Origin of the sequence: Borrelia puertoricensis, assembly GCF_023035875.1 — a bacterium.
In the GTDB taxonomy this organism is placed as follows: domain Bacteria; phylum Spirochaetota; class Spirochaetia; order Borreliales; family Borreliaceae; genus Borrelia; species Borrelia puertoricensis.
In genome coordinates, this window is the sequence record NZ_CP075379.1 from 203866 (window position 1) to 230372 (window position 26507).

Annotated in this window: 21 protein-coding genes, 2 tRNA genes and 1 pseudogene; 15 read left to right on the plus strand and 9 right to left on the minus strand. The window is 28.2% G+C overall.

Annotation, left to right across the window (positions count from 1 at the left end):
• Position 1: 1 nt before the first annotated feature.
• The 3 genes from hflC (at position 2) to bpuSUM_RS01005 (ending at position 3127) form a co-directional block, all read left to right on the plus strand.
• A complete protein-coding gene (hflC, locus tag bpuSUM_RS00995; RefSeq protein ID WP_247065389.1) occupies positions 2–973 on the plus strand; it encodes a protease modulator HflC in 972 nt (323 codons plus the stop codon).
• Positions 974–1304: 331 nt separating this feature from the next.
• Positions 1305–1377 (plus strand) — tRNA-Phe (locus bpuSUM_RS01000).
• Between the two features lie 205 nt (positions 1378–1582).
• Positions 1583–3127, plus strand: a complete 1545-nt coding sequence (locus bpuSUM_RS01005) for an HD-GYP domain-containing protein (protein ID WP_247065390.1) — start codon at positions 1583–1585, stop codon at positions 3125–3127.
• 5 nt (positions 3128–3132) lie between these two features.
• On the opposite strand, the gene rsmD is transcribed toward bpuSUM_RS01005, so the two are convergent.
• A complete protein-coding gene (gene rsmD, locus bpuSUM_RS01010) occupies positions 3133–3678 on the minus strand; it encodes a 16S rRNA (guanine(966)-N(2))-methyltransferase RsmD (RefSeq protein ID WP_247065391.1) in 546 nt (181 codons plus the stop codon).
• A gap of 85 nt (positions 3679–3763) precedes the next feature.
• On the opposite strand from rsmD, the gene bpuSUM_RS01015 reads away from it, so the two are divergent.
• From bpuSUM_RS01015 to bpuSUM_RS01045, 7 genes and pseudogenes are all read left to right on the plus strand, one after another.
• Positions 3764–4594, plus strand: a complete 831-nt coding sequence (locus bpuSUM_RS01015; protein ID WP_247065392.1) for a UTP--glucose-1-phosphate uridylyltransferase — start codon at positions 3764–3766, stop codon at positions 4592–4594.
• The gene (locus bpuSUM_RS01020) at positions 4595–6280 is read left to right on the plus strand and encodes a BB_0208 family protein (protein WP_247065393.1); all 1686 of its coding nucleotides are present in this window, start codon (positions 4595–4597) and stop codon (positions 6278–6280) included.
• Between the two features lie 76 nt (positions 6281–6356).
• Positions 6357–6993: pseudogene (locus bpuSUM_RS10045) on the plus strand (tetratricopeptide repeat protein); the annotation flags it as partial.
• 972 nt (positions 6994–7965) lie between these two features.
• The gene (locus tag bpuSUM_RS01030) at positions 7966–10323 is read left to right on the plus strand and encodes a tetratricopeptide repeat protein (protein ID WP_247065395.1); all 2358 of its coding nucleotides are present in this window, start codon (positions 7966–7968) and stop codon (positions 10321–10323) included.
• Positions 10320–12158 carry a DNA mismatch repair endonuclease MutL gene (mutL, locus tag bpuSUM_RS01035; protein ID WP_247065396.1) on the plus strand — a complete coding sequence of 613 codons (1839 nt, stop codon included), beginning with the start codon at positions 10320–10322 and terminating at the stop codon, positions 12156–12158. The genes bpuSUM_RS01030 and mutL overlap by 4 nt, the downstream gene beginning before the upstream one ends.
• 20 nt (positions 12159–12178) lie before the next feature.
• Positions 12179–13219, plus strand: coding sequence for a hypothetical protein (locus tag bpuSUM_RS01040; RefSeq protein ID WP_247065397.1), 1041 nt, complete (start codon positions 12179–12181; stop codon positions 13217–13219).
• Between the two features lie 99 nt (positions 13220–13318).
• Positions 13319–13392, plus strand: a tRNA-Ile gene (locus bpuSUM_RS01045).
• A 2-nt stretch (positions 13393–13394) separates the two neighbouring features.
• Here the strand turns inward: bpuSUM_RS01045 and bpuSUM_RS01050 are convergent.
• On the minus strand, positions 13395–14051 hold the full coding sequence (locus tag bpuSUM_RS01050; protein WP_247065398.1) for a hypothetical protein: 657 nt from the start codon (positions 14049–14051) through the stop codon (positions 13395–13397).
• Positions 14029–14607 (minus strand): elongation factor P, encoded by a 579-nt coding sequence (gene efp / locus bpuSUM_RS01055; protein ID WP_247065399.1) that lies wholly within the window; start codon positions 14605–14607, stop codon positions 14029–14031. Before efp ends, bpuSUM_RS01050 begins: the two co-directional genes overlap by 23 nt.
• A 119-nt stretch (positions 14608–14726) precedes the next feature.
• Between efp and bpuSUM_RS01060 the strand changes: the two genes are divergently transcribed.
• The 4 genes from bpuSUM_RS01060 to pstB all read left to right on the plus strand — a co-directional run bounded on the left by bpuSUM_RS01060 (position 14727) and on the right by pstB (position 18873).
• Complete coding sequence (locus tag bpuSUM_RS01060; protein ID WP_247066220.1) at positions 14727–15578, plus strand: substrate-binding domain-containing protein; 852 nt, start codon at positions 14727–14729, stop codon at positions 15576–15578.
• Positions 15579–15661: 83 nt separating this feature from the next.
• Positions 15662–16570: a phosphate ABC transporter permease subunit PstC gene (gene pstC, locus bpuSUM_RS01065; protein WP_247065400.1), complete on the plus strand. Its 909-nt coding sequence runs from the start codon at positions 15662–15664 to the stop codon at positions 16568–16570.
• Positions 16567–18108 (plus strand): phosphate ABC transporter permease PstA, encoded by a 1542-nt coding sequence (gene pstA, locus bpuSUM_RS01070; RefSeq protein WP_247065401.1) that lies wholly within the window; start codon positions 16567–16569, stop codon positions 18106–18108. The genes pstC and pstA overlap by 4 nt, the downstream gene beginning before the upstream one ends.
• Positions 18109–18873: a phosphate ABC transporter ATP-binding protein PstB gene (pstB, locus tag bpuSUM_RS01075; protein ID WP_247065402.1), complete on the plus strand. Its 765-nt coding sequence runs from the start codon at positions 18109–18111 to the stop codon at positions 18871–18873.
• On the opposite strand, the gene bpuSUM_RS01080 is transcribed toward pstB, so the two are convergent.
• Genes bpuSUM_RS01080 through bpuSUM_RS01100 form a run of 5 tightly spaced genes read right to left on the minus strand, consistent with a single transcriptional unit; the run spans position 18874 to position 23979 of the window.
• Positions 18874–19695: a ZIP family metal transporter gene (locus tag bpuSUM_RS01080; RefSeq protein WP_247065403.1), complete on the minus strand. Its 822-nt coding sequence runs from the start codon at positions 19693–19695 to the stop codon at positions 18874–18876.
• Positions 19696–19711: 16 nt separating this feature from the next.
• The gene (locus tag bpuSUM_RS01085; RefSeq protein WP_247065404.1) at positions 19712–21493 is read right to left on the minus strand and encodes an alanine--tRNA ligase; all 1782 of its coding nucleotides are present in this window, start codon (positions 21491–21493) and stop codon (positions 19712–19714) included.
• The gene (locus bpuSUM_RS01090) at positions 21493–22704 is read right to left on the minus strand and encodes a flagellar motor switch protein FliG (protein ID WP_247065405.1); all 1212 of its coding nucleotides are present in this window, start codon (positions 22702–22704) and stop codon (positions 21493–21495) included. Before bpuSUM_RS01090 ends, bpuSUM_RS01085 begins: the two co-directional genes overlap by 1 nt.
• Positions 22691–23392 (minus strand): 6-phosphogluconolactonase, encoded by a 702-nt coding sequence (locus tag bpuSUM_RS01095; RefSeq protein ID WP_247066222.1) that lies wholly within the window; start codon positions 23390–23392, stop codon positions 22691–22693. Before bpuSUM_RS01095 ends, bpuSUM_RS01090 begins: the two co-directional genes overlap by 14 nt.
• Positions 23393–23412: 20 nt before the next feature.
• Positions 23413–23979 (minus strand): SIMPL domain-containing protein, encoded by a 567-nt coding sequence (locus bpuSUM_RS01100; protein ID WP_247065406.1) that lies wholly within the window; start codon positions 23977–23979, stop codon positions 23413–23415.
• A gap of 207 nt (positions 23980–24186) precedes the next feature.
• On the opposite strand from bpuSUM_RS01100, the gene dusA reads away from it, so the two are divergent.
• A complete protein-coding gene (dusA, locus tag bpuSUM_RS01105; protein ID WP_247065407.1) occupies positions 24187–25194 on the plus strand; it encodes a tRNA dihydrouridine(20/20a) synthase DusA in 1008 nt (335 codons plus the stop codon).
• Here the strand turns inward: dusA and serS are convergent.
• A complete protein-coding gene (serS, locus tag bpuSUM_RS01110; protein ID WP_247065408.1) occupies positions 25184–26458 on the minus strand; it encodes a serine--tRNA ligase in 1275 nt (424 codons plus the stop codon). The genes dusA and serS overlap by 11 nt on opposite strands.
• Between the last annotated feature and the right edge of the window lie 49 nt (positions 26459–26507).

The window sequence follows — 26507 nt, forward strand, 5'->3', positions numbered from 1 at the left end:
AATGAAATATATACTAAAATTTTTATTCTCTATTGCCAAGATTTTAGCTTTTACATTAATATTTAGCTTAATATCGTTAGCTATAATGCAACCCCTCTATATTTTAAAAGAAAATGAAATTTCAATCACCACAAGACTTGGTAAAATTGAAAGAACTGAAAATAAAGCAGGACTTAAATATAAAATTCCATTTATTGAAAATGTACAAATATTTCCCAAAAATATACTTAGATGGGATGGAGAACCTCAAAGGATTCCAACAGGAGGAGAAGAAAAACAATTAATCTGGATAGATACAACTGCTAGGTGGAAAATTGTCGACATTAATCAATTCTATACAGCAATTAAAACAATGAATAGAGCTTCTACAATAATTAATGCAGCTATTGAACCTGCAGTCAGAGGTGTTATTGCCAAGTATCCTTTGCTTGAAATTATCAGAAGTTCAAATGATCCAATTCAACGTCTATCTGATGGGGTTTTAACACCACAAGAAATTACAGATAACACAACTTACAAGATCACAAAAGGTCGCAAAATAATTGAAAATGAAATAATTGAAGTTTCTAACAAAAATACAAAAGACATTGGTATTGAAATTGTTGACGTTCTTATTAGAAAAATTGGTTATGATCCAAGTTTAATTGATTCTGTACATAACAGAATGATTTCAGAAAGACAACAAATTGCAGAAGAACAAAGAAGTACAGGAATTGCTGAACAAACGGAAATCCTTGGTAGCATTGAAAAAGAAAAGCTAAAATTATTAAGTGAGGCAAAAGCTGAAGCAGCTAAAATTAAAGCTGAAGGGGATCATGAGGCTGCACAAATCTATGCAAAGGCTTATAGCAAAAACATTGAATTTTACAAATTTTGGCAAGCACTAGAGAGTTACAAAACAACACTCAAAGACAAACGAAAAATATTCTCAACAAATATGGATTTTTTCAGATACTTACATAATAAAAAATAAATTATGAAACGGGACAAATACTTGATTGTATTGTGTCCCATTTCAGCAAATACTAAAAAGTAAAGATAATTTCACAAATAACAAATTTTAGTAAAAACACTGTAAAAGTTAAAACAATAATTATCACCATAAAATATACAATTATCTTTATCATATACTTTATTATAATGTCCCAAAGACTGAAAACTAGTATTTACTATGTTTGATAATAACTAAAATTGACAAAAAAATTACTCACCCAAAAAATTACAAATAATTTTTTATTGACAAAAAACTTTGTTTATGAAAAAATAACTTCTGTTAATAAAAAATTACAATGTCAAAAATTTTAGCCGCTGTAGCTCAGTTGGTAGAGCAGAGGACTGAAAATCCTTGTGTCAGGAGTTCGATTCTCCTCGGTGGCAATATAAGTTAAAAGATTTTGTCTATACAATGCAGCCCACTTAAAAAAAGGAAGGATAAACTTTAGGTATCAGCTGTTAAGAGGCTATATAAGATTATATAACAAGCATAGCTGCATCTCAATTGATAAAGAATAGGATAAAATTCCTAACTCGTGCATTCAATTGTCTTAGACAATAATACTTAAAGCTTTTAAGAGGGCTCTCAATGATTTTCAAAGAAATAAAAAAAGTAGAAGATTTAACAGAAAAGGATATAATTTTTTCAAATATTGGAAATATGGCCAAATTAAGTACAAGAGTAAATGAAAAAATAATCAAATTTTTAAATAAAGGTAACGTTTTACACATACCAGTAATCAATAATTACGAAAATATTCCACATGACAAACTAATAAATACAATTAATGAAGAACTTCTAAACAATGAAATAAATTTCCTAAAGGAAGAGCTAATAGAAGCATTAAAAGATATATATAAACCATTTTCAGAAAAAGATAAAATGTTTACAATCTCTGGAAGAAAAACATTAATTAATTTAAATACACTAATGGAAAAAGAACCCGATCCTATCTATTTTAAGGAAATAATTGAGGGCAGTTTTAAGATTTTACCAAAACACAAAATAATATCTATTCAAAAGATATTACTAAAAATCTATGATCATTTTGATTTCCAAAAAATCACAGAGAAAAACAATCTTAACAATACAAAAACAATAAAAAAATTATATCTACATTCAATTAGAAGAGATTATGAATTTTGCAGGGAACAAATAAAAACAGAAGGCGACTCCATATTGATACATGCAATTGATACTACGATCTACTTTTTAACAACTATTGCACAATTAAATAAAGAAAGGGCTGCCAAAGATGCTCCACGATCAACATCAAAATTCTTTATCTACAAATCGCACTACACAGAATTCACAGAATTTTTCTACGATAATGACATTATACTGCAAGCTGCACTTGGAGTACTATTACACCCAATTGGATTTATGCATATCACAATATTACAAAAAATAAGAGAAAAGATCAGTCTTAAAGACAAAAACACAAAAGAAAAATATATGTCTAAAATAGAAATTTTAGAAAAAAGTATTAATATCTCTAAAAATCTATTCCGAATGAGAGAAGATATTTCTGCCATTACAAAGATGATAATAAATGGACAAAAAAGCTATCTTAACATCAAAAATCGTGCAGAAACAACCAAAAAAAAATTCACTCATGAGCTTATTAGAATTTTTTGCATAATAGATACTTATGACGAAATGGTTAATCCAATTATAATCAAAGAACCCGTTAATCCCTTAGAAGCTATTAAATTTTTAACTGAAAACAGTGAACAATACTATTGGACAAAAGATAACCCAGAAGAATACTTAAAAAACAAAAAATTCGACGTAGAAATGCTAAAAAATTTTCTAAAAATCCTCGCACCATTCGATTATGGAGCAATAGTAGATGTATACATAAAAGATTGCAATGAACCTTTATTTAAAGCAGTTGTTTTAAAGTATACAATAGGTATTTTTCCCATCATGTCCATTATCAAACACAAGGAAAAATTTTACAAAATTGGAGATATACTACTAAACCTTGAATCTAGAGAAATCATCACAAAGGGACAAAATGGAGACATTAAAACAAGTCCATTCAAAAATACAGATCAATTTGAATTAAGACACAACATTGAAGAACTTAAAAGTGATGAATTTCAACTTTTGACTCCTATGCAAGGTTAATAAGCCTACACATAAGACTGAACTTTAAAAAAATCAAGTTTTGACCCCCCATACTTTCTAAAATCATATTTATAGAGTCTTAAAATATTGTTGTCCAAATTTTCTCTCGAAGGATAATGAATAATAATTTTTGCATCTTTATTTAAACTTTCATTTTCTGATATTATTTTAAGTAAATTCTCTTTCAAAGAATATCCAAAAGGCGGATCAAGATAAATAAAATCATAAAAAAGATAACTCTTTTTAAGAAATAATTCAGCCTTCCTGAAAAAAAATTTGTAAGGTTCATTCACAACTTCAAAATTCTTAATCAAAACATTTTTAGAAAATTTATTGCAATCAACAAGATGAGCAAGATTAGCTCCCCTACTTAGAGCTTCAAGAGACATTATTCCCGTCCCTGCAAATACATCAAGAAAATTTGATCCTAAAATCTGATTTAAAAAAATGGAAAAAAATGCTTCTCTAACAATAGCCATCACAGGACGCACACCAACTATTTTAGGAAAATCAACCTTCCATCCCTTATATTTACCTGCACTTACATGCATAAAAATAGATTTTAAATCATTTCCAAAAAAAATTAAATATTTACAATTTAAATTTTGATATAATTTTAATTAAGAGAGAAAAAACATGAAAGGTATTATTTTAGCTGCGGGATATGGAACAAGGTTCTTACCCATAACAAAAACTATTCCAAAAGAAATGCTGCCAATTTTAAACAAACCATCAATTGATTACATTATTGAAGAATTTACTAGTTCTGGAATCAAAGAAATACTAATAATAACTTCAAGAAGAAAAAGTGTTTTAGACAATTATTTTGATAGAGAAATTGAACTCGAAATTGTATTTACCAAAGAATGTAAAAAAGACTTGCTAGAAAAAATCAAACTTAAAGACATTAATGTTAGCTTTATAAGGCAAAATGAAATGATGGGCACAGGTCATGCTCTACTGCATGCAAAACCCTGGATAGGAACTGAAAATGTAATAGTCGCATACCCTGACGATTTACATGTTGGATCACCATCCTTAACAACACAATTAATAGAATTGCATAAAAAAACTGGAAAAAACATATTATCTGTTATTGAAAATCCTAAAGACATTAACAGATATGGAGTAATAAAATTAAATAAAGACAATATTCATGTCAAAGACATAGTAGAGAAGCCAGAAATTGGAAAAGAACCAAGCAACAAAGCATCTATCGGAAGATTCTTATATACCCATGAATTTTTCAAATTTTTAGAAGAAGGTTTTAAAATTCACCAAAAAGGAGAATATCATCATATTTATGCCTTAAGAAAACTCATGTCTGAGAACAAAGTATTATACAAAGAAATAGAAGGTGAAAGACTTGATATAGGCGATATTGGGGGATATTTAGAAGCGATAATCAAAATTGCAAAACGTGATGATAAATTACTACAAATCATTAAAGATTCACTAAGGAACTAAATGAAGATAGTACCAAAATATCAAGAATTTTATAATTCTCTTAGCATATTAAAAAAATATATAAATATAAACATAGAAGAAAAAATTTTAAAATATAGCATTTTATCAAAACTTTACAAGCTCAATGAAGAAGAAATTCAAAATCTTATAAAAATAAGTCAAGATTATGAACTTAAAAAAAACAAAATCAATATCACACTTGAAGAATATTATTATGAAAAAATACAAGACAAAAAAATAAAAAATTGGATACTAGAAATAATTAGAGAAAAAAATTCATTACAAATAAAAAAAGAAACAAATCTTATCAGTAAAAGATCTGGGATAACATATAAATTAAATTCCACCAACTTTTTAAAAATAATTGAAATACAAAATAATAGCAAATACACACAAGAAAAAAAAGAATTATATAAACAATTAATATTAAATTTCTCTAGTAACTTAAAAATAGAAAATCTAGAACCAACAATAGACATATTAATAGCTGTAAAACATAGAAACAAGGAAAAAATTAAAGGCATACTAAAATATAATCAATCATTTCAAAGATTATTTAAATCAAGTTTAGGAAAAAAACAAAGTAGAGTAATAAAACTAAAAAAATTACTCATATTAACCTACTGGCCAGTAGGATGTTTATCCAAATCACTTTTCAATAAAATCTTAACAAAACATTACAAATACATAATAGATGAAGTTTTAACTCTCAAGTATGATGAGATCCTAAAATACCTAAAAACAATTAAAACTTTCAGTCTTAATGAAATTTTTTATAAAGGATCAAATAAAAATTCTAATTTCAACTATTTTTTTAGTGAATTTATGAAATATACCCCTAAAGATTTTCAAAACACTTTAAAAACTTATTTATTTTCACTCGAAAAAACTGCAATAAAACAATATCTAGAATGGTTTTTTAAAAACAAAGTACCAAATGAATGGGAAGATTTCATCTTTGCAATTGAATATCTTGAAACACATAAACTGCTCAACCTAAGTTTAAATATCAAAGATATCATCATAGCAAAATTTAAAGCAGAAGAATTTTTTGTATCTTTTGAAAAAATGAACTTCAATCCATACAAAAATTCAAAAATATTTCAAAATAAAAATATAAAAAGAATATTTTTACAAAATGTAATAAATTATATAAAAAACAACTCAACAAAAATAGATACATACGGATGGATTGCATTTTATATTTACGCAGATAAAAATGACAAAGCAAAATTCTCAAAAGATATAAAAAACTTTTTTGAGAACAAAAAACTTGAAATTCAAAATCAAATATTTGTATATTTTTTATCCTTTTATCCAAATATTGATAAAAAACATTTTGAATTCATATCAGAAATAATGATACACCTCGATAAAGATAAAATTTCAATACCTCAAGAAATAATAAAAATGCAAGAAATAAGTCCTTACAGATTAAATTATCGTAAATCATACATTTTTGTCAAATCATTAATTTTAAGAACAAGAGTACTTAAAATATTACATAAAAACATTAAACTAGCATTGCTACTTAAACTAGAAGAATTTAAAATTGAAACATTACTACCTGCCATATGCTATATTATTTGTTATTCCAAACCAAATGCATTAAAAGAAGAAAAAACAATATCATCCGAAAAAAAAGAAGAAATAATGAAATTTATTACATTTTTAACTAAAGAATAAAATAAATTTGATTTTAAGGCACTATGAAATATAGAAATATTTACTTTAAAGTAATAAAATAGTACTTATAAAAGATATGAATAAATGTTTATTATTGCTTAAAAAGCTGATTGTCTTGCTTATTTTATTACTTAATTCAGATTTGGCATACTCTCAAAGATTAATTAGAATTGGACAAGAAGAGATAAAAAATAAAAATTATTCACAAGCAATAAAAATCCTAAGTGAAGCCATTCAGAAATATCCAAAAGTACAAAACGGCTACTATTTTCTAGCAATAGCCTATAGAGAAAATAATCAACTAACAGAAGCAGAAGGAGCTCTGCTTGATGGAATTGCAATAGGAGGAGACATTGATTATAAGTTATATTTTGAACTGGGTAACATAATGTTCAAACGAGGTGAGGGTTATTACAACCTAGCAATCAAATATTATTCCAATTCAGTTAAAAATATGCCCAATTATGACAAAGCACTTCTTAACAGAGCAAATTCTTATGTTGAACAAGGAAAAATTAATTTTAAGGAAAAAAATTACAAAAATGCATGGGATTCATACACTATGGCAATCCATGATTATTCACAATTTATTACATTAAGATATGAAAGTGAAAAAAAAAATGCTATTCTCCACATGATCGCTCTGTTAAGAAATAAAAAAGCCGCTCTTGAAGAACTTGACAAAAGTCTTAAAAACAGAAATGAATACATTGCCACAGAACAGCAAAATGATAAAGATAACAAACAAGAACATATGAGCAAAAATGATAAAGATAACAAACAAGAACATATGAGCAAAAATGATAAAGATAACAAACAAGAACATATGAGCAAAAATGATAAAGATAACAAACAAGAACATATGAGTAAAAATGATAAAGATAATAAACAAGAACATATGAGTAAAAATGATAAAGATAATAAACAAGAACATATGAGTAAAAATGATAAAGATAACAAACAAGAACATATGAGCAAAAATGATAAAGATAACAAACAAGAACATATGAGCAAAAATGATAAAGATAACAAACAAGAACATATGAGTAAAAACGATAAAGGTAACAAACAAGAACATATGAGCAAAAATGATAAAGATAACAAACAAGAACATATGAGCAAAAATGATAAAGATAACAAACAAGAACATATGAGCAAAAATGATAAAGATAACAAACAAGAACATATGAGTAAAAATGATAAAGATAATAAACAAGAACATATGAGTAAAAATGATAAAGATAACAAACAAGAACATATGAGTAAAAATGATAAAGATAACAAACAAGAACATATGAGTAAAAATGATAAAGATAACAAACAAGAACATATGAGCAAAAATGATAAAGATAACAAACAAGAACATATGAGTAAAAATGATAAAGATAACAAACAAGAACATATGAGTAAAAATGATAAAGATAATAAACAAGAACATATGAGTAAAAATGATAAAGATAATAAACAAGAACATATGAGTAAAAATGATAAAGATAACAAACAAGAACATATGAGTAAAAATGATAAAGATAACAAACAAGAACATATGAGCAAAAATGATAAAGATAACAAACAAGAACATGAAAAGAAAAAAACAATGTTAAAAAACAAATTTGAAGATAATTTAAAAACAGATTTTTTAATTGAACTAGACAAAATTAATTGGCAAGAGGAGTTGAATATAGATGAATAAAAGAAAAAATTTACCCATACTAATAATTTTAATAATATTACTTATTGCTTCATTTGGAGGACTTGGTTATTACGTATATAAAGAACGCCTAAATAAAAACAATCAAGAAATAATGCTAAATGAAGTAAAAAACAGCGTTATGGACAGAAATTATAAAAAAGCACACTCAATAACAAAAATTCTAAAAGATAAATACCCGCACAATGCAGATATTGCAATGCTTGAAAACACTCTTTCCGAACTTGCAAATAACAGTCCTTTTGAATCAAAAGATTTACAAAAAGATACGGCTAATCAAATATTAGATAAAATACAAGGAAAACAACAATCAATACCTATTAACAATGAAAATTCTGAAATTGCTTTTAACAATAGATATATAAAAGATACTACAAAAATAGAAAATTACGCTGATAGGAAAGATGATACTGGAATTGAAAACGAAGACATTTTAGAATTTAATCAAAACACAATACCTGAGAACTTAAGAAAAAACATAAATAAAATAGCAAAACAACAAGAATCAAGTCCAAACAACGATAAATCTATTGAGAATAAAAAAAATCTATTTAACTTAAAAAAACTAAAAGAAAATCTCAACAAAGAATTAAATCAAACCAAGCCCACTCAGTTCAACACTACAAAACAAGTCATAAAAACACACGAACAAAATGAAGATAAACCTATAAAAAAGAATACAGATGGCTCTAGGGAAAATAAAACAAAACAAATTGACAAAGTTGTAGAAATTTCTCCCTCTATCAAACCAAAAAATAAAAAAGAGACCCCAAACACAAAAGATGCTCATAAAAATCAAATAATCGAAAAAATAGAGAGACCTTATAGTTATGTAATAAAAAAAGTACTCTATGAAATATTAGATAACATTAATACCGGGAATCCCTCACTTGCCAAAGAAAGACTTAATGAACTTATTAAAAAAGGATTGAGTTACAAATTCAATAAAGTTAATGACTTAATTGATAAACTACAAACCCAAGAAGCGGCCAATCTCTTAATTAGATTAATAAAACAAGATATAGAGCCAAATTCAATAAGTATAGAAAAAGCTCCTTCCAAAAAGGAGCTTTTAAAGCAAAAACAACCCAAAGAAGAAAAATTCCCTATAAAAGATCACTTAACAGATAATCAAATAAAAATGAAAGAAGAACCTAAAATACATGCAAACCATATTAGTCAAACCTCAATAGAATTACAATCTCTTAAAATGCTAGCATCAACAAATGAAGAACAAAAAGATTTCAAAAAAGCCGAAGAAATTTATGAAAAAATTGCAAATATTACAAACAAAGCAGAAGATCACTACAAAGTCGGAATAATGAAATTTAAACTTAAAAAATATGAAGAATCAATAAAAGCATTTGATAAAACAATATCATTAAATCCAAAGCATAAAAAAGCATATACAAATAAAGGAACAAGCTTAATATTGTCAAATAAACCAAAACAAGCAATTGAAGCTTTCAAAAAGGCAATTACAATCGACCCAAATTATGATACTGCCTACTATAAAAAAGGAATAGCAGAAGAACAAAACAATGACAAACAAAATGCTTTTTTAAGTTTCAAAAAAGCTTATGAGATTACAAAAAATCCTCATTACGCTTTAAAAACAGGAATTATTGCAAACTATATTGGGGATTTTAAAAACAGCGAAAAATATCTAGACAAAGCAAGTACTTCGATAAAAGAAAAAAACGATATTATGTTTTATAATCTAGCAATAGCAAAATTTGAAAATGATAATCTTAATGAATCACTAATAAGTATCAATAAAGCCCTTGACATAAATCCAGAAAAATCTGAGTACTTATATTTAAAAGCATCTATTTATTTGACTAAAGAAAATTATAATGAAGCAATACCACTCTACAATAGTGTAATTTTAAAAAATTCTGAAAATATTACGGCTCATATCAATCTAGCAAGAGCATACGAAAAATCAGGCAATGAACCAAAAGCAATTGAAACTCTTGAGAAAATTAGCAATAAAAATCATTTATTAGCACTAAACAATCTTGGCATACTTTATAAAAATCAAGGAAACTATCAAAAAGCAATAGAAATTTTTCAAAAAGCAGAAGCTCACTCAAGTCTTGAAGCAAAATACAATCTTGCAACTGCCTTGATTGCTATTAAAGATAATAAAAGAGCTATGGAAAAATTAAAAGAATACATTAAAATAAATCCAAACAACCCAGAAGCTCTACATGCATTAGGCATAATAGAATATAATGATAATGGGAATGATAAAATACTTAAAGAAGTTATCAACAAATTTCCCAATTACAAACAAAATAAAACAATAATAAAAATTATAGGCAAATGAATAAAATAAAATTTTTAGATAGAAGTCTAGTACAAAAAATAGCAGCAGGAGAAGCAATAGATAGACCTTGTTCAATTTTAAGAGAATTACTTGACAATTCAATAGATTCCGGAGCAGATAAAATTGAGGTTTTTCTTGAAGAAGGTGGGATTCGAAGAATACTAATAACAGACAATGGTAGCGGAATAAGCAAAGAAGATTTAAAAATATGTTACCTATCCCATACCACTTCAAAAATAAATGAAGAGAAAGACCTTGAAAAAATCCAAACACTAGGATTTAGAGGGGAAGCTCTCTCAAGTATTGCCATCTGTTCAAATTTAACAATCACAAGTTCAACTACAGGAGAAGACAGCTACCAAATTGAAGTTGAAAACGGAACTGAAAAATATTTTAAAAAACAATCCGCAATAAATGGAACAATAGTAGATGTTACGAATCTATTCCACAATTTCCCAGCAAGAAAAAGATTCTTAAAAAAAGACTCTATCGAAACAAAAATGTGTTTAAAAGTCTTTGAAGAAAAGGCTGTTACTCATCCTGGCATTGACTTTAAATTAAGTCTAAACAATGAACTAAGAAAAGTTTACTTTAAAGAAAGCTTAATAAATAGAGTTCAGAGTGTATATGGAGAAATAATAGAAAACAATAAATTTGGGAAAATAGAAACAGAATATGAAAATGTACAAATGAAAATCTTTTTTGCTCCACCCAACTTCTCAAGAAGAGACAGACGAAACATAAAAATATTCCTAAATAGAAGACCTGTTGAAGAGCACAATCTATCTGAAGCAATAATTGATGGACATAGCAGAATACTCACTAATAGAAATTTCCCAATATGTTATTTATTTCTAGAAATAGATCCCAGATACGTCGATTTTAATATACATCCTCAAAAAAAAGAAGTAAGATTTTTCAACTTACCATTTCTTCCTAAGCAAGTTTCAAGCAATATTAACGAATTTTTTGACAGAGAACGAAAAGAAATTTTACAAGATTACCATAACATAATAATCAAAAGGCAAATAACAAATGACACTCATCTATTACACCCTGAAGATGATCTAACAAATTCAAATTTTCAAGCTTATGAAATCATACAAAACGAATCATTGATTCTAGATAAACCTAAAAACAATAAAATAACAAACATAATAGAAGATAAGGTAAAATTTGAAAGTCAAAACCCAATTCAAAAAGATAAACCATCATTCAAAAGCTACATCCAAAATATTCTCCTAGAAACTTCTACAATGCCAAATGATTTTCAAAAACCAATAACAAAACATAAATTTAAATATAGGGGACAACTATTTTCAGAATTTTTAATAGTAGAAAAAGATAATGAGGTTTTCTTCATAGATCAGCATGCACTTCACGAAAAAATCATATATCAAACTTTAATAAATTCAGAAAAAATTACTCAAAAACTTCTAATACCGATTGAATTTCAAGTAGACTGTGAAGATACAGATAAAATATTAGCAAGTGAATTGGAAGAATATAAAAAATTAGATATCATAGTTACCAAAATAAAGGAACAAACCTACCAACTCGAATCAATTCCCAATATCTGCAACAAATATGAAAATCTTATCATTCAATTTTTTAAAACAAGAAAAAGTAAAACAATTGATTCGCTGCAAACTGATTTATATGCAACCATTGCATGTAGACAAGCTATTAAATGCAATGATACAATAAGTTCTGAATTTAGTCAATTTTTAATAAATGAATTTTTCAATCTCAAACTAAAATACTGCCCACATGGAAGAAAAATTTACCATAAAATTTCCAAATTTGAGCTTGAAAAAAATGTTAACAGAAAATAAAATGAACATGAAAGCCGCTTATGATAAAAGATATTAAATCCAAAATTCAAGAAATGATCACACAAAGAGATAAAAAACTAGTTGAACTTGGCAAAGCACTTAAACACAGCAACGTAATAGAACTTAAAAAATTAAAATCTTACACATCTTTAAAATTAATTGAAAAAGAAATATCTCAGCTTAAAGCAAGCCTAAATAAAATAGAAGATAATGAGAGTAAACTAAAAGAATTATATAAAAAGGTCAAAGACTATAGAGAAAGCAAAAAACACATCTTCAAAGCACATGAAAAAAAACTTAAAAAAATTACTGAAATAATAATAAACAAATATCCAAATAATCTTTCAGCAATTTTAGAATACAAAATGAATTTTACCAAATCAACACTTGAAAAGTATAAATATAAAACAACAGAAATAACAAAACTCAATGAAAAAATTAATTTCTTCAAAAAACTTATCATAAACATTAAACTAATACTAAAAGACATCATAAATAAAATAAACATAGAAAAAATATCAAAAGAATTCGAGAAAAAAATATTAAAAGAACATTTATTTTCAGACAATCTAGAAAATTTAATTGATGAATTTATAGGAAACAAAGACTTAAGCAAAGCAATCGTTGAAGAATATAGGTTAATGAATGAAATTCAAACAGAAATCGTAAAAATAAACAATGAAATAAAACATAAAAGTATAAAAGATAACATTAATAGTAAAAATAAAATAGAATGTACTATTAACGCTGTTCAAACAAATAAAGAATTAATTTTAAAAAAAATTGCCGAAGAATTTGTTGAGATATCAAAAACAGAAAAGGGATTAAATAAAACCGTAACAATTAATTCATTGTTAGAAACAATAAAAAATCTAAATCAACAGATATCCAAGTTGAACACAGATTTGATAAAAGCAATAAAAATAGATGAAATTGTAAAAGTGAAATCAAAAATGCAACAACTCATCAAAAATAAAGAATCAATTGAGGCCAAATTAAACGAATTAAATTCAAAAATAGAAATCATACAAAATGAAATTGACGAACTTGACAATCAATAAAAAATCAATATAATGATCTAAGGTATTTCTAAGCTTTAATTGGCATTAAAAATGTTTAATCACTTTTAAGAACTTTTTTAGCTTATCTTTACTTATATGGGGCCTATAGCTCAGTTGGTTAGAGCACCCGACTCATAATCGGGTGGTCCCAGGTTCAAGTCCTGGTAGGCCCAAACTAGTTTAATTTAAAAAATAAATTAGAATTCTTCCCCAAGTAATAAAACCCTAAATAAGCATCCAAGTTATCATCATCTAGCTGAATGTTCATTAAATCTTCGATCTTAACAATTGAATAGAAAAAATCAATTTCATCCTTAGGAGTCTTAATCAAATATAAATTATTACCACTAATTTCATTTAACTTAAGCTTATCTTTTGAGTTATACATATAATAATGAATTAAAGTCAATTCTTCTTCCGACAAGCTTAAACTTATGACAATATCTCTACTATATACCCTCATTCCAGAATCAATAAGATGAACTTGTGCCACAAAATTTTCAAAACTCTTATCAAAAACATTAAACCTTAAATCTTTACAATAAAGAACGTTTTTCCCAAGAACAGAATCTATAAAAGAAGAAGTATATTTATCCTTAGCTACTTCAATAAACTCCTTACTATCCATGTTTTCAACAAAAAATTTGATCACATCATTAGAATTTAAAACTTTAACGGCAAAATCAAAAGTCATAAAATAATCGAATTTATCTTTAGCGAAATAATAATTAATCACATAATCAACTTCCCTTATATCAGGATAGTTCATCTCACAGGAACAAAAAAAAATAAAAAATAATAACAATATGTTATTCTTTAACTCTTTCAGCATACTCTTTAGTTTCGGAATTAACTAAAATTTTATCTCCAACATTAATAAAAAGAGGTACTTTTACCACCAATCCCGTATGAAGGGTAACATTCTTCATTGCATTAGTTACAGTATCTCCTTTCACAGCAATCTCAGCATCTACAACCTCAAAGGCAACTTTTGGAGGCAATTTAAGATCAATAACTTCATTATCCCATTTAATAAGAGAATAAATCTCAGCTTCTTGCAAAAACAGAACCTTGTCCTCAATGTTCGAAATCCCTCTTAAGTTCACATCAAATTGCTCATAAGTTTCTAGATCCATAAAAATAAGATTTTCATTCTCTTTATAAAGATACTGAGAACCAACTTCTAACACTTCAATTTCTTCTACTGTATCAGCACCCTTTAAAGTTTCCTTAACAACAGACTTGTTTTTAAGATTTTTAAGCTTCAATCTTACAATAGAACCTCCCCTACCCATTTTTGAAAACTCTCTCTCAAGAACAATATGTGGCATGCCTTTAAAAAGCAAAAAAGTACCTTTTTCAATATCTCCCGATTTAATCGTACCCATCTAATACCTCAAATTTTTAATGTATATAATAACTTATATCAAAAAATCAAAATATTTACTATTCATTGACTTATCTAAGATTAATGATATTATATATAGTTGTAAAAGGAGTTAATTTAATGCAGGCTATCAAAGTGCTCTTTGCTATCTCACTAACTTTTTTATTTAGCAATTGTACAAACAAAGATAAAGAAAATGTCATCGCAATTGGTGGATCTACCTCGACAACCTCTATTATGGACGAAATGATCCTACGATACCAAAAAATAAATAATCAACTCAAAGTCACTTATGATGCACAAGGCAGTAGTGTTGGCATTAAAGGATTATTCGATGGTATTTATAAAATGGCAATTTCTTCAAGAGACGCAACTGAAGAAGAAATAGCTCAAGGAGCAAAAATCACAATTATTGCTTATGACGCTTTAATATTCATTACAAGCCCTGATGTCAAAATCACAAATATTACAGAAGAAAACTTAGTAAAAATACTTAACGGAAATATTAGAAATTGGCAACAAGTCGGTGGACATGATGCTAAAATTAATTTCATAAATCGAGATTCATCATCAGGCTCTCATTCATCTATAAGAGAACTGGTTCTTGATAAAATATTAAAAAATCCTGAGGAAGCTCAATTCAGACAAGATAGTATTATGGTCAAATCCAATGGTGAAGTAATTGAAAAAATAAGTCTCACGCCCCACTCAATTGGTTACATTAGTTTTGGATATGCAAGAGGTGCAATAGAAAAAGGTCTACATACACTCTCAATAAATAACATATATCCTACAAAAGAAACAATAACAAAGGACAAATATAATATAAAAAGAAGGCTAATAGCGATCACAAACAGTATTTCTGAGAATCAGAATATACTTGATTTTATTAACTTTATGCTAAGTCCAAATGGACAAGATATTGTTGAAGAACAAGGGTTCATAAAGGTTCATACAACTGAAAATAACTAAAACCATGACAAAATTGTCTTAAGAATTTAAGTTAAATATAAATTTAACAAAATTCGATTTCTATAGGGGAACTCTTTTAAGGCATGAAATTAACTTTAAAGACAAAAAGAAATATTGTTAGATTGGCTTTCAACTGTTTTATTTTTACATCCGCAACAATTAGTACCTTGACAATATTACTATTAATCTTATTTATAATTAAAAATGGAATAGCACCCTTGCTTAATAATAAAATCAAAATTTTTAATTTTCTATTCAGCACAAATTGGGATCCTACTAGCAGACTACAAAAATCTTACGGAATTTTATCTTTTATTATAAATTCAGCTTTAACAACATTTTTTTCAGTTCTAATTGCACTACCAATTGGACTTGGTTTTGCAATTTACCTGTCTGAGAAAACCAAAGGCATTTACCAAAAAACATTACAAACAATAATAGAACTCTTAGCAGGAATACCAAGCGTAGTATATGGGTTTTTTGGAAGCACATTTATAGCAACCCTTATAAAGAACACTTTCAGAAGAGAAGATAACTTAGGATATAATTTAATAACCTCAGTAATAGTTCTAAGCATAATGATACTCCCAACAATAATTAGCGTCTCATACACATCACTTAAAGCTGTTCCAAAATCATATAAACTAGCATCTCTTGCACTAGCTGCAACAGACTGGCAAACAATATATAAAGTGATGATTCCTTCAGCTGGAAAAGGAATTTTAGCAGGAGTAATACTAGCAATTGGAAGAGCTATTGGTGAGACAATAGCAGTTTTAATGGTTGGTGGGGGTTCACCTCTATTTATACAAAATATATTCTCACCTATTAGAACACTAACGGTAAACATTGCAATAGATATGGGATATGCATCTGGAACACACAAAGAAGCCTTATTTTCTACAGCTTTGGTTTTGCTATTATTAGTCATAATAATAAATTCAATTAAACACTTTATTTTATCTTCATCTAAAAGGCTAAAAATCAAGTGAATACAATTCAAACAAATAAATTATTCAATAAAATTTCATTTTGCATAATCAGATTCATTTCTTATTTTTTAATAACACTACTATTTTTTCTAATATCGTATATAGTATACAATTCACTATTCTTTACAAGCAAAAAACAAACATTATTTTTAGATGAAACAAAACACTTTTTACCATCCACATTGAAAAACAAAATAATCAAAATTGCATTTATTATTAATAAAAGCATAAAAGTGGAAGAAATTACTACGCAAGATATCTACAATATATACAATAATAAAATTTCACATTGGGGAAGCATATCAGATCAAAGTATTGACATAGTTCCAATTGCAAGTTCACAGTCAAATCTTGCAAGTACAGTCATGCTACAAACTTTTACCAAAGACAATAAATTTAATAACAGGTATATAAAGCTTGTAGAATCAACTGAAAAGATAATAGAAACTGTCAATAAAACAACAGGGGCTATTGGTTACTTAACAAAAGAAGAGCTTGAAAAATTAGATTTTAAAAAATATTCAGAAATTAAATCCCTAAAAATCAAATCCATGTCTATTTTAGTAGGCAAAAAAACACTACAAAAAAGTGAAAATGAAATTATTAACATACTAAGTCTTAATCAGATTAAAAAATTACTCATAGAAAAGAAAGACTGGAATGACTTAATATCTAAAAATATTAAATTAAATATCATAAAATACTCAGATTATGATCAAAATGCAATAAAAACAGTAGAAGAACATGAAGGCACAATTGCAGTTGTGCCTTGGCATTCTTTCTATAAAAGTGATGCTCCTTTTCTCAAATTATACTATATGAAAAAAGAAATGCCTTTAAACTTAAATTTCATATTATCTACTCCAAGAAATTCTGGAAAATACGGGGGCATTTCTTATTTAATCCTCAACACATTTTACGTCATAATATTAACAGCAATAATATCAATTTCAATAGGAATTGGTACGGGAATAATGCTTGCAGAATATACTGCAAATAAAATATTTTATAAAACAGTATCCATGAGTGTTGATATCTTATCATCCATCCCTGCTATCATTTTTGGACTCTTTGGACTTATCTTTTTTGTGCCAATCTTTGGCATGGGAATACTCTCAGGAGCAATAACAAGTTCTTTAATGATCTTACCAATGATTATTAAAACAACTGAGGAAGCACTAAAATCAATTCCTAAATCATACAAATATGCCTCAGTTGCTCTAGGTGCCAATAAAACAGAAACTATAATCAAAATTTTACTACCCGCTTCTAGTCCAGGCATATTGACAGGGATAGTGCTTGCAATAGGACGTGCTCTTGGAGAAACTGCTGTACTCCTTTTTACAATGGGGACAAATTTAGGACTTGCAAGTTCCCTAAATGAACCTTCAAGAAGTTTAACTGTACATCTACTATTATTATTTCAAGAAGGATATTTAGACAAAGGTTTTGCAACAGCATCAATACTTATAATAATGATACTTTTAATGAATTTAACATCAAAATTTCTAATCAATAAATTATATAGGATTAAGTAAATGAGCCAAGACAAAGCAATTATTAAAACAGAAAATCTAAACTTATTTTATACAGATTTTAAAGCATTAAATAATATTAACATATCAATACTAAGAAATAGCATCACAGCCTTAATAGGTCCATCAGGTTGTGGAAAATCAACATTTCTTAGAACGCTTAACAGAATGAATGATCTTGTGGAAGGAGTTAAAATAGAAGGAAAAGTTATGTATGAAGATAAAAGTATTTACTCAAACAATTTTGATGTACTAGAACTTAGGAGAAAAATTGGAATGGTTTTTCAAACTCCTAATCCATTTTTAATGTCAGTTTATGACAACATAAGTTATGGACCTAAAATTCATGGAATTAAAGATAAAAAAAAACTTGATGAGATAGTTGAAAAATCTCTAATAAAATCTGCACTATGGAATGAAGTAAAAGATAAACTTAACAGAAATGCCTTAAGCCTTTCAGGGGGACAACAACAAAGACTCTGCATTGCAAGAACTCTTGCAATCGAACCAAATGTAATATTAATGGATGAGCCTACTTCTGCTCTTGATCCAATCTCAACAGGAAAAATTGAAGAACTAATAATAAATTTAAAAGAAAGCTACACAATCATAATTGTAACTCATAATATGCAACAAGCTGGACGGATATCTGATCGAACTGCATTCTTCCTAAATGGCTATATTGAAGAAGAAAGCCAAACAGATGAATTATTTTTCAATCCTAAAAATATTAAGACAGAAGAATATATTACTGGCAAGTTTGGCTAATTACCCCAAAGACACATCAAGGAACATCATTAAAGCAAATCCAACAACTCCAAATATGGTTGGAATCTTATTGTCAATATCTTTTCTCTTAGCTTCAGGTATTAATTGTTCAATTGAAACATAAATCATTGCCCCTGCAGAAAAAGATAAAGCAAAAGGTAAAATCCTAGTAAAAGTATAAACTGCATAAGATCCTAAAAATCCTCCAACAATTTCTACCAAACCTGACATCTGACCATAATTAAAACACTTCCATAAAGGAACATTACCTCTCCTTAAAGGCAAAGAAATTGCTGCACCTTCTGGCATATTTTGAATACCGATTCCTAATGTAAGAATCATAGCTCCAACTAAAGTATGAATGTCAGGAGAAGAAGCTAAAGCTCCAAAAGCAACACCAACAGCAAGTCCTTCCGGAAAATTATGCAACGTAACAGCCGTAAAAAGCAAAAAATCCTTTTTACCATGTCTTGTTAAATCTTCATCAATAAATGCTAGTTTATCAAGATCTGGCACAAATACATCCACAATATATATAAAAAATGCTCCTAATAGGAAACCAAAAACTGCTGGCATCCATGCAATATAACCAAGCTCTTCCGCCATCTCTATTGCTGGTTTAATAAGCGAAAAAAAACTAGCAGCAATCATAATTCCTGCTGAAAAGCCAAGCATGGCATCCATTATTTTATTGTTTACTTTTCTGAAACAAAAAACAGCAGCCGCCCCAAAAGCTGTGGTAAACCAAGTAAAAGTAGAACCTAAAAATCCTAAAAAAATAGGATGTAAAGTTAATAAATAATCGCCTAAATGTTTAAACATAAAGTATCCTCCAATATTAATTGATCAAAATGCCTCTTATTCTCCTTACCCCTGATGATGAAGCCTGTTCCTTTTGTATCTTAAAAATCCCAAGTTCATCAGTGTTCTTAACATGGGGACCACCACAAACTTCAATTGAAAAACCATCAATTTCATACACACTCACAATCTCTTCATATTTCTCACCAAATAGAGCCATAGCACCCTTAGCCAAGGCATCATCCAGACTCATTACAGTTCGCTTTACAGATAATTTATTTTTTATCTGTAAATTAACCATATCTTCAACTCTTTTTATCTCATCATCCATCATTTTATAAGGATGACTAAAATCAAACCTTAGTCTCTCAGCAGTAATATTACTACCTTTTTGCCTCACATGATCACCTAAGACTAATTGAAGTGCCTTATGAAGCAAATGAGTGGCTGTATGTAACTTGATAGTCTCATATGTACAATCTGCAAGTCCCCCTTTAAAGACTTTATCACCTCCTTTCTTAGAAACCTTTTGATGCTTCCTAAAATGCTCTTCAAAGCCTGTCTTATCTATACTAAATCCATGTTCAGTTGCAAGTTCTTCCGTTATTTCATAAGGAAAACCATAAGTATCATAAAGTTTAAAAGCAATCTCACCAGGAATTAATTTCGATGATAAATGCTGAATTAATTTAATAAATTCTTGTTCACCATGACGCAAAGTTTTAAAAAATCTTTCTTCCTCTGTATTTAACTCAGCCTTAATAAAATCCTTCTTTTCTGTTAATTCTTTATAAAAAGATTTATAAATCTCTTCAACAGGATCAACAAGATTTACTAAAACATGAGATTCCATCCCAAGTTTTTTTGCATATCTAATAGCTCTCCTAATGATTCTCCTTAAAACATATCCCTGTCCTATATTAGACGGAAGAACTGCAAAATTATCAGCCAAAATAAAACAACTGGCCTTAATATGATCAGCAATTATTCGAATAGATTTATCATCCTCTAAATTTTGTCCATAAATTTTGCCAGAAAATTTTTCAATCTTATCAATTATCGGTCTAAATGCATCCGTGTCATAAACTGAAGACTTTCCCTGCAAAAATGTAATTGTTCTCTCAATACCCATGCCTGTATCCACACATTTCCGATCCAACTCTTCATAATTTCCATTCTCATCCCTCTTATATTGCATAAAAACATTATTCCAAATCTCAAAATATTTACCACAAGAACATATAATATCACATTCATTAGAACACTTCTCTTTGCCTGTATCTACAAAGATTTCAGTATCCGGCCCACAAGGCCCTACATTTCCAACAGGTCCCCAAAAATTATGCTCTCTTGAGAGATAAAATATTCTATCTTTAGGAATTCCAAGACTTTCCCAAACACTAGCTGTCTTTGTATCCCGTGGAATACTCTCATCACCTTCAAAAACACTAACATAAAGCCTATCTTTTGAAATATTTAAATAATCAGGTGAAGTTAAAAACTCAAAACTATACTTTACTGAAAGTTCTTTAAAATAAGCACCAAGAGACCAATTTCCAAGCATTTCAAAAAAAGTTAAATGACTCAGATCTCCCACCTCATCAATGTCTCCTGTTCTTAAACATTTCTGAACATCAACTAACATATCTCCAGACGGATGTATTTCTCCAAGAAGATAAGGTACAAGCGGTTGCATGCCAGCTGTATTAAAAAGGACTGTAGAATCATTATCAGGAATTAAAGACTTGCCTGCAATCTCACAATGTCCCTTACTCTTAAAAAATTCTATATACTTTTTACGTAGTTCATCAAGTTTCACTAAACAAACTCCTCATTTTTTCTATATATAATTAACTCACCCTTTAAAGTTAACTCCTTAATATAATTAACAAAGGACGTAGTCATTGCTTTTATATCTCTCTTTTTTACCTCTTTCAAAAAAGACTCTTCTTCTAAAATAAGAGTTTTACGTCTTCTTGAAACATTGAAAAGAATTTTATCTCTAATTTCATCACTTTTATCTTTAATAATAATCGCAATATCGTTATCTGTAAATTCTCTTAAAATATTATGCATATCATTATCTGTAATTCTAAGTATTACATTGATATCAAATATTTTTTCTTTAATCTCACTATCTTTAACAGGATTTAAAACTTTCATATCAATATTACTCAAAAGATTTTTTTCATCCTCAGAATCCATATAACTCAAAATATCAACAAGTATCTTAGAACCATCAAGTTTTTCTGTCTTAAGTTTACCCTGTATTGCAAATCTACTCTTGAGTCTATCAGAGATAATCTCAATCATATCCATATTTAACTGTCTCGGCTTGGCAAGTTCCTTAACAAACTGTTTCTTAATATCTTTTTCCAACATAGAAAAAACATATTTTTTCTGTTCTTTGGTTAAATAATTATATATTATCAAAAGTGTTTGAATATTTTCATCTTTAACTAAAACCCAAAGTTGTTCATTCTCAATACCAGACAAGTAATCAAAAGGCAAAAACGGATCAATTCCTGTAACTTTTCTATAAATTTCTTTCGCTTTTGCCTTACTTAAAGATTTATTTAATAACTCATAAGTAAATTTATCATCAATTTTTAAATATTTTTTCTCACTTTTTACTAAATTTTCAAATTCTTGAATAATTCGTTTTTTATCATCAGGGGTAATGTATCTAATTTTCGTAATTTCTCTAGTAATTGCAATTATATCAGCATCATCAAGCTCAGCCATAATTTTTGACGATTTTTCAAGACCAATAGCTAAGAAATATTTTGCTATTTTTGATATTTTACTCTCTTTGCGAATAAATCCTGGCTTCCCAACTTCTTTGCTAAGAGAACTTGAATTGCTGAAACCCTCTTTTTTGCCCCTCTTAATCAGATTGACCCATGACTTAAGCAGAGAACCTTGTATTTCAGGCAAATCATTATGTGACTCTTTTTTTTCAAATTCTCTAAAGGTCTTTCCTCCCAAATTTTTTGAATTCTGATATTTAGAAAGCCTAGGATCCTGCATAGACTCCCTCAATATTTGTAAGAACCAATAAACGAACATGATCCTTGAAAATTTTAGCTGGACATTCTCTTAGAGAAACTTCCGAACTTAAAAAATTTTCTAAAGCACCTTTTTTTTCATAACCAATAAAGAGTAAAACAGAAGCCTTAGACAAAAGTAAAGACTTAGGGGTTAAGCTCATTCGCTTACTTGGAAGCTTTGGTGCATCATATTCATATTGATATCCTTCCATCTCAGAAAACAAAAGTTTCCTTGAGGGAAAAAGAGAAGCAACATGCCCATCTTCACCAACAGATAAAATGCTAAGATCCAATCTTGTAAATCTAGAATTAAATTCAACATTATAATTATAAATAGACAATGTTTCATCAAATTCACTGTAAATAAATGGATGAAAATTAGAACCACAGATTAAATTTTTCTTCATCATTTTAGAAAAAAATCCTTCTCTCAAAAGCCTAAAATTACTGTACTCGCTATTTAAAGCAACACAACGCTCATCTACTAAAAAAAAATGAGATTTTTTAAGAGGATAATTTTGTTCATCAAAGACATTGAGAAAAGAAATAATATTTCGACCACCACAAACTCCAATACTAGTAAAATCATCTTGACTAATATTTTTTAAAAAAAAATCAAAAAAATTTCTCTTTAAATCACTCTCTTTATTAGAACACAAAAATTCCATCACCATTCCTTTCAACAAATTTAATCTAAATAATAAGAAACTGTAATAACAACCCTTAATATTTTATTTGAATAACGCTCATGATTCTCGGAACTTCTATCAACTGAAAGAAATTCAAAGTATCCTTGATTTACGGTCTTAATTTTTTCTAAAATAGCATCAGAATTATGTAAAAACTCCAAAGCCGCACCCAAGACATTTTTAATAGAATCTGCTAGCATTTCAGGTTTAACATCATTGATTTTATCAAAATAATAACTTGGTTCACCATTACCAGTAAAGAGTACTCCTTTATTGTAAAGTTTAATAATATTTTTGCTTACCTGCTCCATTTTATCAATATCTTTAGTATAAATACCTAAAGATACATATGCATTGTACTTATAAAGAGTATCACTATAGTTTGCAATATGAAAATCCATATTTTTCATGCTCATCTCATCTTCATGAAACCCATAGCTAACAAAAAAATCTCTTATCGCTAAAAAATTTGCATTATTTAACTTATTAATCTCATCTATAATATTTCCACCTAATTCATACCACAAATTCCAACTTGAGGAAGTTGAGAGTACCTCTTTTTTCACTTAATCCCTTAACAGTAATGTAATTTCCATTCTTTATCCCAATATTCTTTATACCACTAGACATGATAAATGAATTTATCACAAAAACTAAAGATGGCAATAAAAATAATAACTTTTTTGCCAACATAATTTTCAACTCCCAATTTTTTATAAACCCATAAACAAATATATTGTCAAATTAAACAATTTATTTTAACATATTATGCCATGTTAATAAACCGAAAAATCGCAATAGCACCAATGGTAGCAATTACTGACGAACACTTTAGATATATAATAAGATTATTATCAAAAAAAGTTACTCTATACACCCCAATGATTTCTGCAAAATCAATTATTATGGGCAAGTTAAACACAATTGTAAAACAAACTCCCACTGATTCACCAATTGCAATTCAAATAGCAACAAACTGTGAAAACGACGCCGCAAAAGCCATAGAAATCCTTGAAAACAAATTTAACTTTGATGAATATAATCTCAACGTTGGCTGCCCATCATCTCGTATTCAAGACGCAAAATACGGGGCCTGTTTAATGCAAACTCCAACCCAGGTAGGTAAAATCCTGCAAGCCATGAAAAAAAACACAAATAAACCTATCTCAATCAAACATAGAATAGGCATAAGATACAATAAAAGAGAATATCATGAAACAAACTATAGAGAACTTAAACAATTTGTAGAAAAAATTATAGAATATGAAATAAAAAATTTTATCGTGCATGCACGAGTAGCTGTACTAAATGGATATTCTCCTAAAGATAATCAAAATATTCCAAAACTCAGACATGAACTTGTATACCAATTGAAACAAGATCATAAAAATATATTTATTGAAATAAATGGAGGAATTATCAGTAGTAAAAACATAAAAACACATCTATCTTATGTGGATTCTGTCATGATTGGAAGAGCTGCAGCAAAAGATCCATATTTCATTGCCAAAATTTCAAGAGAATTCTTAGAAGAAAAGGAAAAAATTCCAACAAGAGAAGAAGTATTATTAAAAATGGTAGAATATATCAAAGAATATAATGAACACCTTTCAATTAATATCGTACTAAAACACATAATGAAAATAGTATTTGCAAAAGAAAATGCTCGCAAATTTAGACAAATCTTAAGTGCACCTCTTCCTAGAAATCTTAAAAATCATGAAATACTCTTAAACGCAATTGAACACTTAAGAGAAGATACTTTAAAATCTAATTCTTAGGAGATATATAATCAAAACCTGTATAGTTGACCAAATTCTTAGGTATTCGTACGCCACCTCTTGCATCCTGAAAGTTCTCAAGTATAGCAATGATTGTTCTTGTTGAGGCTAAGGCTGTACCATTTACCATATGTACAAACTTACTCTGATCATCATCCTTATATCTAATTTTAAGGCGCCTTGACTGATAATCTGTACAGTTTGAAGTTGAAGTAATCTCTCCATACTCGCCCTTATCTCCCCTACCCGGCATCCAAGCTTCAATATCGTACTTTTTATAAGCTGGTGCACCAAGATCAAAAGAACAAACATTTAAGACTCTATACGGAATCTCAAGTTCAGTAAAAATTTCTTCTTCTAATGCCAAAAACTCATTATGAATACGAGCAGAATCTTCACTCTTACAAAAACAAAACATTTCAACTTTACTAAATTGATGCACCCTAAAGAGTCCCTTAGAAAATTGTCCAGCTGCTCCTGCTTCTTTACGAAAACAATGAGAAAGTCCTGCCATCTTTAGTGGAGACTTAAGATCTAATATAGTATTATAATAATATCCACCAAGAGTAATCTCAGCTGTACCAATAAGATATTTATCTGTATCCTCAATTTTATAAAAATTACTTTCAGTGCCACGCGGATTAAAGCCAATTCCATCAACTATAAATTCCCTTGCAACATCAGGTGTGATAAATAAATCAAAACCCTTAAGCTTAAGTTTATTTAAAGCAAAATTAATAAGTGCAAGCTCTAAAAAAACAGCTTCATTTTTAAGATAATAAAACTTATTACCGCTAACCTCACATGCCCTTTTAAAATCAAAAAGATCCAAATCAAGTCCAATTTCCAAATGATCTTTTGGTTTAAAATCAAAATTTGGAATACTTCCTGACACTTTTAACACAATATTTCCATTCTCACCATCACCAACAGGAACATCAGAAGCAGAAATGTTTGGAATCCGCTTGTGCTCAATTAAAAGTTTAGATGTTATATGACTCAATTTTTCTTCCAATATAGCAATTTCAGACTTTAAAACCTTTCCAGTCTCTATTAAAGAATGCCTATGGGAATCATCTATTTTTCCTTTCATAGCGTTAGCATTCCCATTCCTTATAGCATTTAACTCCCCTATCTTAGTAACAAGTTTTTTGCGCTCATCATCAAGAGAAATTAGCAGATCTATATCTAACTCAAGCCCTCTATCTTTAATATTTTTTTGAATAAGATCTAAATTATCTCTTATAAACTTCAAGTCAAGCATCACAGAACTCCCACATAGATTTAACTAAAAATAATTGAAGTCAAATAAA